The sequence below is a fragment of the Streptomyces sp. NPDC101151 genome (assembly GCF_044768335.1).
Lineage (GTDB): Bacteria > Actinomycetota > Actinomycetes > Streptomycetales > Streptomycetaceae > Streptomyces.
Window position 1 is genome coordinate 268549 of sequence record NZ_JBIWPP010000006.1, and the last position, 14912, is coordinate 283460.

The window sequence follows — 14912 nt, forward strand, 5'->3', positions numbered from 1 at the left end:
GTGTCGACACCGTGAAGCTGGACTCGATGTACCAGGAAGTCATCCTGGACCACTACAAGAACCCGCACGGGCGTGGTCTGAGGGATGGCGACGCCGAGGTGCACCACGTGAACCCGACGTGCGGCGACGAGATCACCCTCCGAGTGAAGTACGACGGCAAGACGATCCAGGACGTCTCGTACGAGGGCCAGGGCTGTTCCATCAGCCAGGCCTCGGCGTCCGTGCTGAACGAGCTGCTGGTCGGCAAGGAGCTGGCCGAAGCGCAGAAGATCCAGGAGACCTTCCTGGAGCTGATGCAGTCCAAGGGCCGGATCGAGCCCGACGACACGATGGAGGAGGTCCTGGAGGACGCGGTCGCGTTCGCCGGGGTCTCCAAGTACCCCGCCCGGGTCAAGTGCGCCCTCTTGAGCTGGATGGCGTGGAAGGACGCGACGGCCCAGGCGCTGGGCGGCGCCGACGCCGAAAGGAAGACGGCATGACTGACACCGTGGAGATGAAGCCGGCCTCGGAGGAGGAGCTCCGCGAGGCCCTGATGGACGTCGTCGACCCCGAGCTGGGCATCGACGTCGTCAACCTCGGCCTGATCTACGGCATCCACGTCGACGACGCCAACATCGCGACCGTCGACATGACCCTGACCTCGGCGGCCTGCCCGCTGACGGACGTCATCGAGGACCAGGCCAAGTCCGCCACGGACGGCCTGGTCAGCGAACTGCGCATCAACTGGGTCTGGATGCCCCCGTGGGGCCCCGACAAGATCACGGACGATGGCCGGGAGCAGCTTCGGGCGCTCGGGTTCAACGTCTGAGACATCGGCGTGCGGGAAGCGGCGGTACCTGACGGGTGCCGCCGCTTCCGTGTGTCCGGCCCCGTTGGGTCAGCCGAGCCCGTCCACCAGCAGGAACGCCGAGTCCGCCCGGTACAGGTCGGTGTTCCGGTAAGGGTCCAGTCTCAGCCGGAAGTTCTGGTGGCGCAGGAAGCGGCCGGGGTAGTTGACGGATTCCAGCATGGTCGCGCCGGTGAAGGCGGAGGTGCGGGGGCAGAAGGTGGCGTCCTGGCGGAACGGCGGGGAGCCGTCGTCGGGTTCGGCGCGCAGGAGGAAGTCGCGGTGGCGGAGGTAGTCGCCGTCGGCCGTGACGAAGGAGCGGCAGCGGGCGTCGGACAGGCCCTTGACCAGCTTGAAGGTGGCGGAGCGGCGGTCGGAGGGTGAGGCGACCGGGTCTAGCTTCACGTCGTCGCCGGTGACGTGCCAGTAGCGGTCGGGGTAGTTGAGGGAGCGGACTGACCGCCGGTCGGCGGAGGGCTTGGCGGAACTTCCGTGGTGCGCCGGGGACTTGGCGGGTCCGGGCTCCGAGTGGGCCGTGGGCGCGGGCGACGCGGTGGCGGACGGTGTCACCGAGGGCATGGCCGTCCTTCCCTTCGGGGGAGCGGCCGTACTCGCCCTGGGGGAACCGAAGGAGAGCAGGCCGGGTCCGTCGTCCGTGGGCGTGCCGGTCACGGACGAGGTGGCCTTCGGCTCGGAGCCCCGGTCGTTCACGGCTGTCGCCGCCACACAGGCCGCGACCGTGGCCACGGCCAGCGCACCGGCCAGCCAGAGTCTTCGGGTGCCGGGGGCCCGGGAGGTGTCCGGCGCCCAGCCGTGCTCCCAGGGCTGATGCTGCGGCGGGCGGGGGGTGTTGTCAGGCATGCGGAGTTCTCCACCGCCGCCGGGGCGGCGGCCGGGGTTGTGAGGGTGACGTGAGTGAAGCGTGAAGCAGAAGTGGTGCCGAGGGGCTGCACATTAGTGGAGCCGGGGGCTCGCCGCGGGGCGTTTCAGTGAGCGGTTTCTATGAAAATGAAACCTTCTTTTGTGTACGCTCGTACATAACGCTGTGTACGCTTGTACACATGGGATACCTGTTGCTCGCCGGCGCCATCGCCGCCGAGGTCGCCGCCACGACGGCGATGAAGTACAGCGAGGGGTTCAGCAGGCTCTGGCCCTCGCTCATGACGGCTCTGGGCTACCTCGTCTCCTTCGGGCTGCTCGCCCAGACCCTCAAGACCGTGTCGATCGGCACGGCGTACGCGATCTGGGCGGGGGTGGGCACCGCGACCATCGCCGTCATAGGCCTGCTGCTGTTCGGGGAGGGGCTGAGCGCGACCAAGGTCGCCGGGATCCTGCTGATCGTCGCGGGAGTGGTGGTCCTGAACCTGGGCGGGGCGCACTGATGCCCCGCCGGTACGACCCCGAGCGGCGGCAGCGGATCATCGACGCGGCGATTCGGGTCGTGGGGGAGAAGGGCATCGCCGGCCTGAGCCATCGCACGGTCGCGGCCGAGGCGGATGTGCCGCTCGGCTCCACGACCTACCACTTCGCCACCCTGGACGATCTCCTGGTGGCCGCCCTGTACCAGGCCAACGAGGGTTTCGCCCGGGTGCTCGGCGCCAGCGGGGTCCTGGACGACGCCGACGGCGACCTGGCGGCCGGCCTCGCCCGTGTCCTCGGCGAGTGGCTCGGCGGCGACCGGCCGGGCGTCGAGCTGGAGTACGAGCTGTATCTCGCGGCCCTCAGGCGCCCCGCCCTGCGCCCCGTCGCCGCCCAGTGGACGGAGGAGACGGCCGCGCGGCTGGCCGAGCGCACCGATCCGGTGACGGCGCGGGCCCTGCTCGCGCTGATGGACGGCATCTGTCTTCAGGTGCTGCTGACGGGCGGTTCGTACGACGAGGAGTACGCCCGCGCCGTGCTGGCTCGGGTGATCCGCTGAACCCGCGCCCGGCACATGAGACGCCGCCCGCACGGGTTCGCCCCCACGACCTCCCCCACGTTAGGTTTCCTACATGACCGACACTGCTTCTCGTACCACCGGCGCCGTCGCCGCCGGCCTTGCCACCATCGCCTCCGACGGCACCGTTCTCGACACCTGGTTCCCGGCCCCCGAACTCGTCGCCGAGCCCGGCCCCGCCGGCACCGGGCGGCTCTCCGCCGAGCAGGCCGCTCAGCAGCTCGGTGCCGGCGCCACCGCGGCCGTCGGTCCGGACGTCCGCCGGGGCGTCGAGGTGGTCGCGGTCCGTACGGTCATCGCCTCGCTCGACGACAAGCCGCTCGACGCGCACGACGTCTACCTGCGTCTGCACCTGCTCTCGCACCGCCTGGTCAAGCCGCACGGCCAGAACCTGGACGGCATCTTCGGGCACCTCGCCAACGTCGCCTGGACCTCGCTCGGCCCGGTCGCCGTGGACGACATCGAGAAGGTACGGCTGAACGCGCGCGCCGAGGGCCTGCACCTCCAGGTCACCTCGATCGACAAGTTCCCGCGCATGACGGACTACGTCGCCCCCAAGGGCGTCCGCATCGCCGACGCCGACCGGGTCCGGCTGGGTGCGCACCTGGCCGAGGGCACCACGGTCATGCACGAGGGCTTCGTCAACTTCAACGCGGGCACGCTCGGCACGTCCATGGTCGAGGGCCGTATCTCCGCGGGTGTCGTGGTCGGCAACGGCTCGGACATCGGCGGCGGCGCGTCCACCATGGGCACGCTGTCCGGTGGCGGCAACGTGATCATCTCCATCGGTGAGCGCTGCCTGATCGGCGCCGAGGCGGGTGTCGGCATCGCGCTCGGCGACGAGTGCGTGATCGAGGCCGGTCTGTACGTCACCGCGGGCACCCGGGTGACCATGCCCGACGGCCAGATCGTCAAGGCACGCGAGCTCAACGGTGCCTCCAACATCCTCTTCCGCCGCAACTCGGTCACCGGCGTCGTCGAGGCCCGTCCGAACAACGCGGTGTGGGGCGGTCTGAACGACATCCTGCACAGCCACAACTGACCATCGGCGGCCGTGACCTGCGGCCGCCCTGTCGGTCAACGTCCCGACCTGCTGCCGAGCCGGCGGCACCTGTCGGCGTTGGTCATCGTTGAGCGCCCTTCCACGGCCCCAGGACGGCCCGGGAGGGCGCTCGTGCGTGAGCACCGCATCAGGAGTTCGGTCCATGCCTGCCCGTGGTGCCGTAGCTGCCTGATGGAGGCCCTCGATCTCGCCGAGCCGGCCTTCCTCCTCTGCCTCGGCGATGCGGCCGAGGAGGTTGTCCCGGATCGCCGCGAGGCGGCTCCGCCGGGCGGGGTCGGGGCGGAGGAGGGAGCAGCGGGCGCAGGCGTGTACGTGGATGCGGGCGGTGCCGTAGGCGCGGGCGCACGTGCCTGCGGACGGTTTGCGGCGTTCGAAGTGGCCGGGGAGGTCCTCCCGTTCGGCGCCGGTGGGGGTGCGGTACTCCTCGGCCGGGCGCGGTGCTCGGCGGTGCGAGATGAACGCGCGGTGGGCCTCGATGGTCTCGGCGGGGTGGATGGCGTGGTGGCCCGTGGTGGCGTCGATGTCGGCGTGACCGGCGATGGCCCGGGCGATATGAGGCGGCGGGCCGGATCGGATGGCGTCCGTGATGACCATGCGGCGAAGTCGGGCGGGGCGAAGGCGAGGGGTTGGCCGGTTGAGTCGGTGAGGCCGATGAAGGCGAGGACCTTGCGGGGGCGGCGTTCGTGGGCCATGCGGGCTCACGCGTCGGGATCATCGAACTGGTCGAGAAGAAAGTCGACCGGTGTGCGGCTCGTGGCGGCGGATGTCCCCTCGTGGAGAAGCTGTTCCGTCCAGATGACCTTGCCGCGGGTCGTGTACCGCGTTCCCCACCGCTGGGCGAACTGCGCCACCAGAAACAGTCCCCGCCCGCCTTCGTCCGTGGTCGCCGCCCGCCGTAGGCGCGGTGAGGTGCCGCTGCCGTCCGACACCTCGCAGATCAGACAGCGTCCGTTCAGCAGCCGCACACCGACCGGCGGCGAGCCGTACCGGATCGCGTTCGTGACCAGCTCGCTGAGGATCAGTTCCGTGGCGAATCCGGCCTCCTCCAGTCCCCACTCCCGCAACGTCTCTCTGCACCGCGCCCGCACCGAGGGAACCACCGCCGGGTCCGACGGCACGTCCCACTCGGTCACGCGCGAGGGCGGGAACACCCGGGTACGTGCTGCCAGCAGGGCGATGTCGTCAAAGGAGTGCGACGGCTTCAGCGCGTCGATCACCGCCTGACACGTCTCCTCCGGAGTGCGGCGCCCGGAACCGCCCAATGCCTGGCGCAGCCGCTCCATGCCGATGTCGATGTCGTGGGTGCGGTCCTCCACCAGGCCGTCGGTGTACAGCACCAGTTGTGACCCTTCCGGCAAGGACAGCTCGGCGGTCTCGAAGGGGTAGCCGCCCAGACCGAGCGGCGCCGAAGCAGGGACGCCGGGACAGGTGACCGTCCCGTCCGGACGTACCACCACCGGTTCCGGGTGTCCCGCACGCGCCATCGAGCAGGCCCCCGCCACCGGGTCGTAGACCGCGTAGAGGCAGGTCGCTCCGGTCACCCCCTCCCCCTCGTGGCCCTCCGCGGCGTCGCCCGCGCGCTCGTCGTTGTCCATGCGGACGACGAGGTCGTCCAGGTTCCCGAGCACCTCGTCAACGGGGAGGTCCAGGGTGGAGAAGTTGTGCACCGCGGTGCGCAGCCGGCCCATCGTCGCCGCCGCATGGAGCCCGTGACCGACGACGTCACCCATGACCAGGGCCACCCGAGCGCCCGGAAGCGGGATGACGTCGAACCAGTCCCCGCCCACCCCCGCCTCCGCGGGCAGATACCGCCAGGCCACCTCCAGTGCGTCCTGATCCGGCTGTGCCCGCGGCAGCAGACTGCGCTGCAGCGTCACCGCCATCGCGTGCTCCCGGGTGAATCTCCGGGCATTGTCGATGGCCAGGGCCGCCCGCGCGGCCAGTTCCTCCGCGAAGAAGAGATCCTCCGGCTGGAAGGCCGGGGAATCCACCATCCGGTAGAAGTTCACCACGCCCAGCGGCACGCTCCGCGCCCGCAGCGGTACGACCACCAGCGAACGCAACCCGCACTCCAGGGCCTTCCGGGCACGTGCCGGATCCTGTTCCCGCCAGCCGTGTGCCTGCCGCAGGTCCGCCTCCAGCATGACCCGTCGCTCCTGCAGCGTCCGCATTTGCGGCGTCAGGCGCGAGAACGTGATCACTTCGCCCAGCGGATACACCGGGATCATCCACTGTTCACCGCCGATCGCCGCCCGGCGCAGATGCCGCCAGCCCTCCGCCGTCGGCTCCCATCCCCGCAGTACCGCGTCGAGCAGGTCCACCGTCACCAGGTCGGCGAACTGTGGCGCCGCAACGTCGGCCAGCTCCTGGGCCGTACGCCCGACCTCCAGCGTGGTGCCGATCCGCACCCCGGCCTCGTACAGGAGCTTCAGCCGCTCCCGCGCGACCTCGGCCCGCCCCGAGACCGCCGCCAGCTCCGTGGTGTCCCGCAGGGTCACCACGCTGCCTCCACGGCCGGCCTCCGGGTACGCCGGCCGTTTGTTCACCGCCAGCAGCCGGTCTCCCGCGAGATGCACCTCATCGGTGACCGCTTCCGGCGACGACAGCAGGCGAGTGATCGGTTCCGACAGTCCCAGCTCCCGCACCGGGCGCCCCTGCACGTCCGCCGGCAGTCCGAGCAGCCGCCTCGTCTCGTCATTGGCCAGCAGCAGTCGTCCGTCGGCGTCGGTGATCAGCACTCCTTCCCGCACCGCGTGCAGGACCGCGTCGTGGTGCTCGTACTGCTGCGCCAGCTCCGCCGGGGCCAGGCCGTGGGTCTGCCGATGGAGCCGCCGGGCCACCAGCGTCGTTCCCGTCGTGGCCAGCGCCAGCGCAGCCGCGCCGCTGCCCAGGATGATCGGCAGCTCCGGCATCCACAGTGCCGCCACGTTCTTGACCGTGATTCCGGCGGAGACCAGGCCGACCACCTTGCCGTGCGAGTCGGTCACCGGGACCACCGCCTGCACGGCCGTCCCTCTGCCCGTGGGCAGAGGCGGCCCGCCGGCCTGCTCGACGACGGTACGGCCCTTCAGCGCCGGTCCGATGGTGCCGACGAACTTCTTCCCGATCTCCCGCGGATAGGGATATGTGTAACGAATCCCCTGCGTGTTCAGGGCGACGACGAAGTCCACGCCCGCGCGTTTGCGTGCCTCCTCGGTCCGCGGCTGGAGCACCGCCGTCGGATCCGGGCTCTGCAGCGCCTCGGCCGTACCAGGGGCACTCGCGAACGCCTGGGCCGCGACCACCGACTCACGACGCCCCCGCTCCACCGCGTCACGCGCCGTCTGGAGCACCACGGCCGCCACCGCAGCCGCGACCAGCAGGACCACGATGACGACCTGGAGAAAGAACACTTGACCGGCCACACTGTGCGGGTCCAGCAGAGAAGCGCGTTGCCGCGAGCGCCCGATGAGCGGATGGCGTTCCAGGCTCCGAGGGCGCCCGGAAAATACCTCCATACACCCTTGATAACACCGCTGCGGGGAAGCCGACGCTGATCACGTGCGTCGCGCCGCCGCGTTCATGGCCCACCACAGGGTGTTCGGCGAGGGACAGGGGGCCCCGACCCGGCAGGAGCAAGGGCGTCGGCATTCGAGGCTCGCACCGAAGTGGCCGGCTGAAGTCGTGGGCCCACCGCCCCGACGACGTGTTCTGCCTTCATCCTCCGTGTGCTGCCTCTTGGGTAGAGGTCACGTTGCCCTGGAAGAGCCCGGAAGGACCGCCGGTGACCGCCTCGTTGCTGTTGGTCGACGCTCGAAGCCAACCGCTCCCCGGAATGGCTTCGACCGGTCGATCCGGCATCCGGCATCCGGCTCCTGCTTCCGTCGGCACACTTCTCGGCCGCGAGACCGGCATGCACGCCCTCCGCCGCTGCCACGCTTCCGTGCTCCTGGACGCAGGGGGCAGCATCAAGGCCCCGAGCGAGTGCCTCGGCCACCACGACCCGAGCTTCACCCTCCGCACGTACGCGCACTGATGCCGGACACTGAGGCCGGCACCCGGGCCGCCGTGGATCGGGTCTTTCGGAACCCGGATGACACCGATGACGGCCCCGATACGGCCCATGAGGCAACATGAGGCCGTGACCTGCACTTCTCTCGGAACAGCCACAACTGGCACGACCGGCACGGACGACCGACGGCGGCCGCGATCGCGGCCGCCGTCGCGTTCGAACGCCTCTGCGTCACAGGCCCAGGGAGATGGCCAGCCGGGTCAGCTCGGCGGTGGTGTTGATGTTGAGCTTGGCCCGGATGCGGCGCAGGTAGGCATCGACCGTGTGCTTGGAGAGTCCCATGAGGCGGGCCGCCTGCAGGTAGGTGCAGCCGGCGGCGATGTGCCGGAGCGTCTCGCGCTCGCGCGGAGCCAGCTCGGGGGCGGAGGTTTCGGCATGCGTCGCGGTGAGGGTGAGGCTCATGGGCTTTCCTTCGGCGGGTCGACTGGGCTGTCGCTGCTCGCGTCCTCGGAAGCAGTGGGCAAATGTCCGGTATCGGCCTTTCGCCCTCTTTCTTCGAGTTTGGGCCGGAGACGTCATGGCGCTGTCCGCCGACTGTCACAGGCGTGTCACGAGCCCGCCCGGCGCGTTTGCCAGGGCCGCGAAGTCCTCCTCGCACAGTCCGGTCCGCGGGTCGATGTGGTGCAGCAGCGCGGATCCGGGGTGGTGCGCCGCCACGTAGGCGGTGCCGGCCGGGCCCTGCTCGTCGTCCACCCGGGCGAAGGGGCGGCCCGCGGCGTACGTCACGAGCACCTCCGTCTTCGGTGGACGCCGTCCGGCCGCTCGGCGAACAGGCGGTCCCCGAAGTCGACGTAGGGCAGCTCGGGCAGCCCGACGACCGGTGCGATCCACCGGTTGGCTCCGGCCATCCACGTCGTCGCCCGGCACAGGTCGTAGCCGAGCGTGAGCAGCGCGGGGCCGTGGGAAGGGTTCAGCCCCGGACACGGAGAGGACGGCCGGGGCGTACGGACGCCCTGAGCGTCCTGTGGCCCCGGGGGCGGCGTTCCTGCGTTGCCGCGTACGGGTTGAGCGGGCCGTCGACGTCCAGAAAGAGCACGGGACGGGGCACGGGGGGCACCGTAGGGCGGCGAGGCCGTGCGGTCTCCGGAATTTTCTTGCGTCGGGCAGGCATAGCGGCGGGCCGTCCCGCACGTCACAAGGGATACAGGGCCCGGACAGCAGGTCGGCCCGGGGGAAGAGAAGGTGACGATGGATGCCCAAGCGCAGGAGAGTTTCCGGGAGTTCGTGGCCGGCCGGTCGTCGGCGCTGCTGAGGACGGCCGTCCTGCTGACCGGCGGGGACCGCCACGCGGCCGAGGATCTGTTGCAGAACGCGCTGGTCAAGGCGGCCGGGCGATGGCAGCGGATCGACGAGCCCGAGGCGTATGTCCGGCGGGTCCTGTACCGGCAGCAGATCAGCCGCTGGCGGCTGAAGTGGCGGCGGAAGGAGATCACCGTCGCCGAGCTGCCGGAGGCCGCCGCGGCCTCGGACGCCTCCGGCACCGCCGAGCTGCGGCTCGTGCTGCGGACCGCCCTGTCCCGGCTCACCGCGCGCCAGCGCACCGTGCTGGTGCTGCGCTATTTCGAGGACCTGCCCGAGGCCGATGTGGCCCGGATGCTGGGCTGCTCCGTCGGCACCGTGCGGTCCACCACCCACCGCTCACTGGCCCGGCTGCGCACGCTCGCGCCCGAGCTGGCCTCGCTCGGCCCGAACGACTCCGGCCACCGGCCGTCCCGTGACTACTCGCCCGTGGAGGTGCGTCCATGAACGTCGAGGAACTGGTACGCGACTCCCTGAAGGAGCTGGCCCAGGAGGCGCAGCCCGCGGCCGCGAACCTCGCCGACCGGGTGCTGGTGCTGCGCCGCAGGCGTCGTGCCCGCGGGATCGCCGTGGTCGCCGCGTCCGCCGCGGCCGTGGTCGCCGTCGCCGTGGGTGTGCCGCTGCTGGACGGCGGCGGGCACGACGTACGGCCCGCCACCGTCACCGACGGCCGGGTCGTGGCCCACGCCGATCAGTCGCCGCCGCGCGAGCTGATCGGTGCGGGGGACGCCGTCATGGCCGGCTACAGCACACAGGAGCGGGTGAAGCAGCCGAACAAGGACCAGATCACCACCCGGACCTACCGGCTGCTGGACCCCGACACCGGCACCTACAAGAAGGACGACCGCTGGTCCTTCGTGGCCGTCGCGCCGGGCGCGCGCACGGCCGCCGTGCTGGAGCGTCCGCTGCCCGCCGCCCGGGTGGGCCTGCTGGACCTGGCCAGCGGCGAGGTCAAGCGGTGGATCCCGGTGCCGCAGGGCGCCGGCGGGGCCTCCTTCTCGCCGGACGGGACCAAGCTGGTCGTCACCACCTACGCCAAGAATCCCGACCGCCGCTACTGGAGCGCCAGGATTCCGGAGAACGACACGGTGCAGCCGCAGACCGTGCCCAGCCGGACCGGGTTCACCCTGATCGACGTCTCCTCGGGTGAGGGGCAGTGGCACAAGCTGCCCTTCTGGAAGGGCAAGTATGGGATGGCGTTCAACGCACGCACGGATCTGGAGTTCAGTCACGACGGGAAGTACCTCTGGGAGCCCCTGTCCATGAACCCGGGCAGCCAGTACCACGCCTTCGACGGCACCGATGTGAAGACGCCGGCCGCGGAGAAGCACGTGGATCCATGGGTCGAGGCCGGTCTCTCGCCCGACGGGAGGCTCGTGGCGGGCGGCTTCGCCGGGACGAACAAGAAGATCGCCTCCGCCATCGGCGACCCGGTCACCGGCAAGCTCATCACCAAGGTGCCCGGTCAGCAGCTGCTCGCCTGGGCGGACGGCAAGCGGCTGATCGCCTGGGGCATCGGCGGTGACGGCAACGAGTTCCACCAGCGGCTGGTCCTCGTCGCCGTCGGCAGCGCCAAGGTGCAGCCGCTCAGTGGCTTCCGCTCGCCGAAGGACGACACCGGCGGACGCTGGGAGCCCCTGTTCACGACCCGCTGACCAGCTCCTCGTACCGGGCCAGCAGCCCGTCGGCCGTCTCCCGGCCGGCGGGCAGCAGCGGTGCCCGCACCGGGCCCGCGGGCAGGCCGAGTTCCCCGAGGAGCGCCTTGGCGGTGACTGTGCCGGGCAGGCCCGCGCCCATCATCGCCTCGATCAACGGCGTGGCCCGCAGCTGGAGTTCGGCCGCCCGGGCGGTGTCACCCGCGTCGAAGGCGTCGAGAACGGCGGCGATCCGGTCCGGGACGGCGTTCGCGACCGTGCTCACGCAGCCCGCCGCGCCCACCGCGTACAGCGCGAGGACATGCTCGTCGCAGCCCGCGTAGTAGGCCAGCTCCGTGTGCGCCAGCACCTTCTGGGTGCCGAGGAAGTCGTACGAGCAGTCCTTGACCGCCACGATCCGCGGGTGGCCGGCGAGGCGGATCATCGTCTCCGGCTCGATCCGGGTACCGGTGCGGCCGGGGATGTCGTAGAGCATCACCGGCAGGCCGCTCGCGTCGGCGACCTGGCGGAAGTGCGCCTCCACCGACGCCTGCGGCGGCCTGCTGTAGTACGGCGTCACCACCAGCACCCCGTCGGCGCCCGCCTTCTCGGCCGCGAGGGCCAGCTCGGTCGTGTGCCGGGTGTCGGCGGTGCCGACCCCGGCCACCAGCGAGACGCCCTCGCCGACCGCCTCCCGGACGGCCGTGATCAGGTCCGCCTTCTCCGCGTCGGTGGTGGTCGGGGACTCGCCCGTGGTGCCGTTCAGTACCAGGCCGTCGCAGCCCTCGGCCACCAGTCGGCCGGCCAGTCGCCGGGCTCCCTCCAGGTCGAGGGCGCCCGCCTCGGTGAAGGGGGTGATCATGGCGCAGAGCGTGCGGCCGAAGGGCTGGCGTCGGTTCGTCATGGGAGTAGTCTCGGCAAGGCAAAGATGAAGCTCTACTTAAATCTCCTACGAGGTATTGCTAAGTACTTCTGATGAATTGGATGGACGGCCGAAGACCCTATGTCCAACTCGGCCCTTCGTGGGTCACTATGGGCCCGGACGGTCATCGACGTCGGTCATGGGAGGCACCATGAAGCTCGGCAAGGCACTGGCCACGGGGGTCGCCGAGGAGCGGCCGCTCGTCCACGAGGAGGAGCCGCGGCTCCCCGAGGAGATCACTCTCAGCGCACCGGCCGAGCCGGCCCGCGAAGAGGTACCGGCGGCCCGATGAGGCTGCGGCTCCCGGCGGAACGCCCGACGGAGCCGCCGACCGGATACAAGATCGCCCGCCCGGTGCTGTCCCACGACGGCACCCGGGCCGGGTTCACCGGTGTGTCACTGGGTGGCGCGCTGCCGTACGGCGTGCTCGACGACGCGGCCTGCGTCTACGGGCGCAGGCATCGCCCGCCCGCGCGCCTGTGCGACTGCGGCTTCCACTGCGTGCACGACCGTACGGCCGCCGAGGCCCTGCTGTGCGCGCCGGAGCACCGCGCCGCGGTGCTGCTCGAAGTCTCGGTGCTCGGCGCCTACATCCGCTTCGAGCGGGGATTCCGCTACGCCCGGCAGCGGGTGCGCACGGCGACCGCCGGTCCGTGCGCCTGCGGCGCCGCCGCGGTCGCGCTCGCCGACGCCGACCGGGGCAGACCCGGCTGGCGGGCCCTCGCCCCTGCCTGCGCGGGCTGTGCGCGGGGACGTACGTCCGTCTCGCTCGCCGGTTTCGCCCGGCTGGCCGGGGAGGGGCTGCGGGTGGTCGCGGGCGGCGGCCTGGCGGTCTCGTCCGTCGGGGCGACGGCCGGCGAGGCGGCAGGGGCGACGGCCGGCGGGGAGCCTGGCGTACCCGAACTCGTGGCGGAGGCGGCCCTGTTGCAGGCCCGGCTCGACTGGTTCCAGACCCAGCTCGCGCGGCTCGGGGAACGCGGGGCCGGGGGAGCGGAGAAGGGCTGAGAGCCTTCGGCCGGGGTACCCGGAGTTCCGTACGAGAGGAGGCGGAACACCGTGAACGTGACCCGGCGTGCCCGGCCGCGCCGCACCGTCCCGCCCGCCCCTGAGCAGACGCTCGGCAGCGTCCGGGCGGACGTCGACGTGATCAGGGAAGGGACACACCGATGACGCACAGGATCCCGCACGGCTCGGGCGCCAAGGGCCCCGACGAGCTGCGGCACCAGATGGAGCACACCAAGGGCCAACTGGGCGATGCTGTCGCCCACTTGATGGACAAGACCGATGTGACGGGCCGGGCCCTGGCCCGGGCCGCCGACCTTCGGGACAAGGCGGGCGCGATGACCGTCCAGCTGCGCTCGAGCGCCGCCCAGGCCGGGCATGCCGTGCACGACAAGGCGGCCGGTACCGGGCACGCCGTGCACGAAAGGGCGGCCAGGGCCGGGCACGCGATGCAGGGCCGGGCGGCGCAGGCCGGACATGTCGTACAGGACCGGGCGGCCCAGGCCGGACATGCCGTACAGGGCCGGGCGAGCCGGGCGGGCCACGCCGTACAGGACCGGGCGGGGCGCGCCGGACACGCCGGGGAGGGCACCGTCCCGCAGCCCCTGCGCGGCGCGCTGCGCGCGGGCATGCGCCATCCGGGGCCGATCCTGGCCGTGGGTGTGCTGGGGGCGGCCGCGGTCGCGGCGGGCATCGCCTGGCGCAGGCAGCGCCGCCACTGACCGCAGGCGCCACCTGTCCGGGGTCCGCGCCACCCTCTCACCGAAAACTCGGCCCGTCTGGACAAAAAAAGTTTTCGGTGCGAGGGTGGACGCATGCTGGACGTGACCGTGATCGAGGACCCCGAGGCGGCGGCCGTATCGCTCGACCCGATACGCGCCAGGCTGCTCGCCGAGCTGGCCGCCGGACCCGCGTCGGCGGCGATGCTGGCCGGCAAGGTCGGACTGCCCCGTCAGAAGGTGAACTACCACCTCAAGACACTGGAGCGGCACGGCCTGGTCGAGCTGGCCGGTGAGCGCCGCAAGGGCAATGTCACCGAGCGGCTGATGCGTGCGACCGCAGCGTCGTACGTCATCTCGCCGGCCGCCCTCGCCCCCGTGCAGCCGGACCCGGACCGGTTCCGGGACCAGCTGTCCGCGCGCTGGCTGCTCGCGCTCGGCGCTCGCCTGGTGCGGGACGTCGGTGCGCTGATCACCGGTGCCACCAAGGCCCGCAAGCGGCTGGCGACCTACGCCCTGGACGGCGAGGTCCGCTTCGCCTCCGCCGCCGACCGCGCGGCCTTCGTGCAGGAGCTGACGGCGGGCGTGAGCGCCCTGATCCGCAAGTACGACGCCCCCGACGCCGAGGGCGGCCGTGACCACCGGATCGTCGTCGCCCTCCATCCCACGGTCAAGGACCAGCCCGCCCCCGAACCGGATCAGTAGTCAGCAGGAGCCACGCCATGTCCAAGGAATTCGAGATCGCCCGCGAGTTCGAGGTCGACGTCCCGCCCGAGAAGGTGTGGGAGGCGATCACCACCGGAAGCGGTGGATACCTGTGGCCGATGGACCCGCCCGAGCCCCGGGTGGGCGGCGCGGGACCCTTCGGGTCCACCGTCACCGCCTGGGATCCGCCCCACCACTACACCAATCGCAGCGAGGACGTCGGCTTCCCGATCCAGTCGGTCAACCAGCTCGACTACACGATCGAGCCCCGCGACGAGGGCCGCCGCGCGTGGGTGCGCTATGTGCACAGCGGCATCTTCACCGACGACTGGGACAACCAGTACGACGGCGCGGCCAAGCACACCGACTTCTACCTGCACACCCTGCGCGAGTACCTCACGCACTTCGCGCCCCGCCCGGTCACCTTCGCACAGCTGCAGGGCCCCGGGGCCTCGCAGTCGCCGGAGGCGCTCGCCGCCGTGGGTCGCGCCCTCGGCCTGCCGGACGGCGTGGCCGAGGGCGCGAAGGTGAGCGCCCAGGGGCCCGGCGGGCGGACCCTGGACGCGGTGGTCGACTACCGCAACCCGTACTTCATCGGACTGCGCACCGACGATGCCCTCATCCGCGTCTTCGGGCGGGGCCACTGGGGCGCCCCGGTCGGCATCAGCGTGCACGACTTCGCGCCGGACGCCGACGCCCGGGCGAACGAGAGCGCCTGGCAGGACTGGCTGAACGGCGTGTTCAGCCAGTCCTGA

At 71.5% G+C, this 14912-nt stretch carries 17 protein-coding genes and 2 pseudogenes; 14 read left to right on the plus strand and 5 right to left on the minus strand.

Annotated elements, in window-relative coordinates; all coding sequences use genetic code 11:
* Positions 1-11 precede the first annotated feature (11 nt).
* Together sufU and ACIRU3_RS14445 are read left to right on the plus strand one after the other, a co-directional pair.
* Complete coding sequence (sufU, locus tag ACIRU3_RS14440) at positions 12-479, plus strand: Fe-S cluster assembly sulfur transfer protein SufU (protein WP_404055964.1); 468 nt, start codon at positions 12-14, stop codon at positions 477-479.
* A complete protein-coding gene (locus ACIRU3_RS14445; RefSeq protein WP_061928429.1) occupies positions 476-808 on the plus strand; it encodes a metal-sulfur cluster assembly factor in 333 nt (110 codons plus the stop codon). The genes sufU and ACIRU3_RS14445 overlap by 4 nt, the downstream gene beginning before the upstream one ends.
* Positions 809-877: 69 nt before the next feature.
* Here the strand turns inward: ACIRU3_RS14445 and ACIRU3_RS14450 are convergent, their stop codons facing one another.
* The gene (locus ACIRU3_RS14450; RefSeq protein WP_404055966.1) at positions 878-1687 is read right to left on the minus strand and encodes an AbfB domain-containing protein; all 810 of its coding nucleotides are present in this window, start codon (positions 1685-1687) and stop codon (positions 878-880) included.
* Positions 1688-1887: 200 nt separating this feature from the next.
* On the opposite strand from ACIRU3_RS14450, the gene ACIRU3_RS14455 reads away from it, so the two are divergent.
* From ACIRU3_RS14455 to dapD, 3 genes are all read left to right on the plus strand, one after another.
* Positions 1888-2208, plus strand: a complete 321-nt coding sequence (locus ACIRU3_RS14455) for a DMT family transporter (RefSeq protein ID WP_404055968.1) — start codon at positions 1888-1890, stop codon at positions 2206-2208.
* Positions 2208-2744 (plus strand): TetR/AcrR family transcriptional regulator, encoded by a 537-nt coding sequence (locus tag ACIRU3_RS14460; RefSeq protein ID WP_404055970.1) that lies wholly within the window; start codon positions 2208-2210, stop codon positions 2742-2744. Before ACIRU3_RS14455 ends, ACIRU3_RS14460 begins: the two co-directional genes overlap by 1 nt.
* Positions 2745-2817: 73 nt before the next feature.
* Positions 2818-3804 (plus strand): 2,3,4,5-tetrahydropyridine-2,6-dicarboxylate N-succinyltransferase, encoded by a 987-nt coding sequence (gene dapD, locus ACIRU3_RS14465; RefSeq protein ID WP_404055972.1) that lies wholly within the window; start codon positions 2818-2820, stop codon positions 3802-3804.
* Between the two features lie 719 nt (positions 3805-4523).
* On the opposite strand, the gene ACIRU3_RS14470 is transcribed toward dapD, so the two are convergent.
* A complete protein-coding gene (locus ACIRU3_RS14470; protein WP_404055974.1) occupies positions 4524-7322 on the minus strand; it encodes a SpoIIE family protein phosphatase in 2799 nt (932 codons plus the stop codon).
* 317 nt (positions 7323-7639) lie between these two features.
* Between ACIRU3_RS14470 and ACIRU3_RS14475 the strand changes: the two genes are divergently transcribed.
* Positions 7640-7840 (plus strand): hypothetical protein, encoded by a 201-nt coding sequence (locus ACIRU3_RS14475; RefSeq protein WP_404055976.1) that lies wholly within the window; start codon positions 7640-7642, stop codon positions 7838-7840.
* A gap of 207 nt (positions 7841-8047) precedes the next feature.
* Here the strand turns inward: ACIRU3_RS14475 and ACIRU3_RS14480 are convergent, their stop codons facing one another.
* Together ACIRU3_RS14480 and ACIRU3_RS14485 are read right to left on the minus strand one after the other, a co-directional pair.
* Positions 8048-8278: a response regulator transcription factor gene (locus tag ACIRU3_RS14480; RefSeq protein ID WP_404055978.1), complete on the minus strand. Its 231-nt coding sequence runs from the start codon at positions 8276-8278 to the stop codon at positions 8048-8050.
* 135 nt (positions 8279-8413) lie between these two features.
* Positions 8414-8924: pseudogene (locus ACIRU3_RS14485) on the minus strand (hypothetical protein).
* A gap of 140 nt (positions 8925-9064) precedes the next feature.
* Between ACIRU3_RS14485 and ACIRU3_RS14490 the strand changes: the two are divergent.
* Positions 9065-9622: a SigE family RNA polymerase sigma factor gene (locus ACIRU3_RS14490; RefSeq protein ID WP_404055980.1), complete on the plus strand. Its 558-nt coding sequence runs from the start codon at positions 9065-9067 to the stop codon at positions 9620-9622.
* Positions 9619-10830, plus strand: a complete 1212-nt coding sequence (locus ACIRU3_RS14495; RefSeq protein WP_404055982.1) for a hypothetical protein — start codon at positions 9619-9621, stop codon at positions 10828-10830. Before ACIRU3_RS14490 ends, ACIRU3_RS14495 begins: the two co-directional genes overlap by 4 nt.
* Here the strand turns inward: ACIRU3_RS14495 and dapA are convergent.
* Positions 10817-11713: a 4-hydroxy-tetrahydrodipicolinate synthase gene (gene dapA / locus ACIRU3_RS14500; protein ID WP_404055984.1), complete on the minus strand. Its 897-nt coding sequence runs from the start codon at positions 11711-11713 to the stop codon at positions 10817-10819. The two genes, ACIRU3_RS14495 and dapA, sit on opposite strands and share 14 nt — an antisense overlap.
* A 169-nt stretch (positions 11714-11882) precedes the next feature.
* Here dapA and ACIRU3_RS14505 point away from each other — a divergent pair, with 169 nt between their 5' ends.
* From ACIRU3_RS14505 to ACIRU3_RS14530, 6 genes and pseudogenes are all read left to right on the plus strand, one after another.
* On the plus strand, positions 11883-12023 hold the full coding sequence (locus ACIRU3_RS14505; protein ID WP_404055986.1) for a hypothetical protein: 141 nt from the start codon (positions 11883-11885) through the stop codon (positions 12021-12023).
* Positions 12020-12736 carry a hypothetical protein gene (locus ACIRU3_RS14510; protein ID WP_404055988.1) on the plus strand — a complete coding sequence of 239 codons (717 nt, stop codon included), beginning with the start codon at positions 12020-12022 and terminating at the stop codon, positions 12734-12736. The genes ACIRU3_RS14505 and ACIRU3_RS14510 overlap by 4 nt, the downstream gene beginning before the upstream one ends.
* Before the next feature lie 66 nt (positions 12737-12802).
* Positions 12803-12901 (plus strand): annotated as a pseudogene (locus ACIRU3_RS14515) (phage holin family protein); the annotation flags it as partial.
* The gene (locus ACIRU3_RS14520; RefSeq protein ID WP_404055990.1) at positions 12898-13455 is read left to right on the plus strand and encodes a circumsporozoite protein; all 558 of its coding nucleotides are present in this window, start codon (positions 12898-12900) and stop codon (positions 13453-13455) included. The pseudogene ACIRU3_RS14515 and the gene ACIRU3_RS14520, both read left to right, overlap by 4 nt.
* A gap of 93 nt (positions 13456-13548) precedes the next feature.
* Positions 13549-14157, plus strand: a complete 609-nt coding sequence (locus ACIRU3_RS14525) for an ArsR/SmtB family transcription factor (RefSeq protein WP_404055992.1) — start codon at positions 13549-13551, stop codon at positions 14155-14157.
* A gap of 17 nt (positions 14158-14174) precedes the next feature.
* A complete protein-coding gene (locus tag ACIRU3_RS14530; protein ID WP_404055993.1) occupies positions 14175-14912 on the plus strand; it encodes an SRPBCC domain-containing protein in 738 nt (245 codons plus the stop codon).

Excerpts from the sequence above, each read along its gene's own strand:
- ACIRU3_RS14445 (WP_061928429.1), top strand. The coding sequence starts at position 476 with ATGACTGACACCGTGGAGATGAAGCCGGCCTCGGAGGAGGAGCTCCGC.
- ACIRU3_RS14450 (WP_404055966.1), bottom strand. The coding sequence starts at position 1,687 with ATGCCTGACAACACCCCCCGCCCGCCGCAGCATCAGCCCTGGGAGCAC.
- ACIRU3_RS14455 (WP_404055968.1), top strand. The coding sequence starts at position 1,888 with ATGGGATACCTGTTGCTCGCCGGCGCCATCGCCGCCGAGGTCGCCGCC.
- ACIRU3_RS14460 (WP_404055970.1), top strand. The coding sequence starts at position 2,208 with ATGCCCCGCCGGTACGACCCCGAGCGGCGGCAGCGGATCATCGACGCG.
- dapD (WP_404055972.1), top strand. The coding sequence starts at position 2,818 with ATGACCGACACTGCTTCTCGTACCACCGGCGCCGTCGCCGCCGGCCTT.
- ACIRU3_RS14470 (WP_404055974.1), bottom strand. The coding sequence starts at position 7,322 with ATGGAGGTATTTTCCGGGCGCCCTCGGAGCCTGGAACGCCATCCGCTC.
- ACIRU3_RS14475 (WP_404055976.1), top strand. The coding sequence starts at position 7,640 with ATGGCTTCGACCGGTCGATCCGGCATCCGGCATCCGGCTCCTGCTTCC.
- ACIRU3_RS14480 (WP_404055978.1), bottom strand. The coding sequence starts at position 8,278 with ATGAGCCTCACCCTCACCGCGACGCATGCCGAAACCTCCGCCCCCGAG.
- ACIRU3_RS14490 (WP_404055980.1), top strand. The coding sequence starts at position 9,065 with ATGGATGCCCAAGCGCAGGAGAGTTTCCGGGAGTTCGTGGCCGGCCGG.
- ACIRU3_RS14495 (WP_404055982.1), top strand. The coding sequence starts at position 9,619 with ATGAACGTCGAGGAACTGGTACGCGACTCCCTGAAGGAGCTGGCCCAG.
- dapA (WP_404055984.1), bottom strand. The coding sequence starts at position 11,713 with ATGACGAACCGACGCCAGCCCTTCGGCCGCACGCTCTGCGCCATGATC.
- ACIRU3_RS14505 (WP_404055986.1), top strand. The coding sequence starts at position 11,883 with ATGAAGCTCGGCAAGGCACTGGCCACGGGGGTCGCCGAGGAGCGGCCG.
- ACIRU3_RS14510 (WP_404055988.1), top strand. The coding sequence starts at position 12,020 with ATGAGGCTGCGGCTCCCGGCGGAACGCCCGACGGAGCCGCCGACCGGA.
- ACIRU3_RS14520 (WP_404055990.1), top strand. The coding sequence starts at position 12,898 with ATGACGCACAGGATCCCGCACGGCTCGGGCGCCAAGGGCCCCGACGAG.
- ACIRU3_RS14525 (WP_404055992.1), top strand. The coding sequence starts at position 13,549 with ATGCTGGACGTGACCGTGATCGAGGACCCCGAGGCGGCGGCCGTATCG.
- ACIRU3_RS14530 (WP_404055993.1), top strand. The coding sequence starts at position 14,175 with ATGTCCAAGGAATTCGAGATCGCCCGCGAGTTCGAGGTCGACGTCCCG.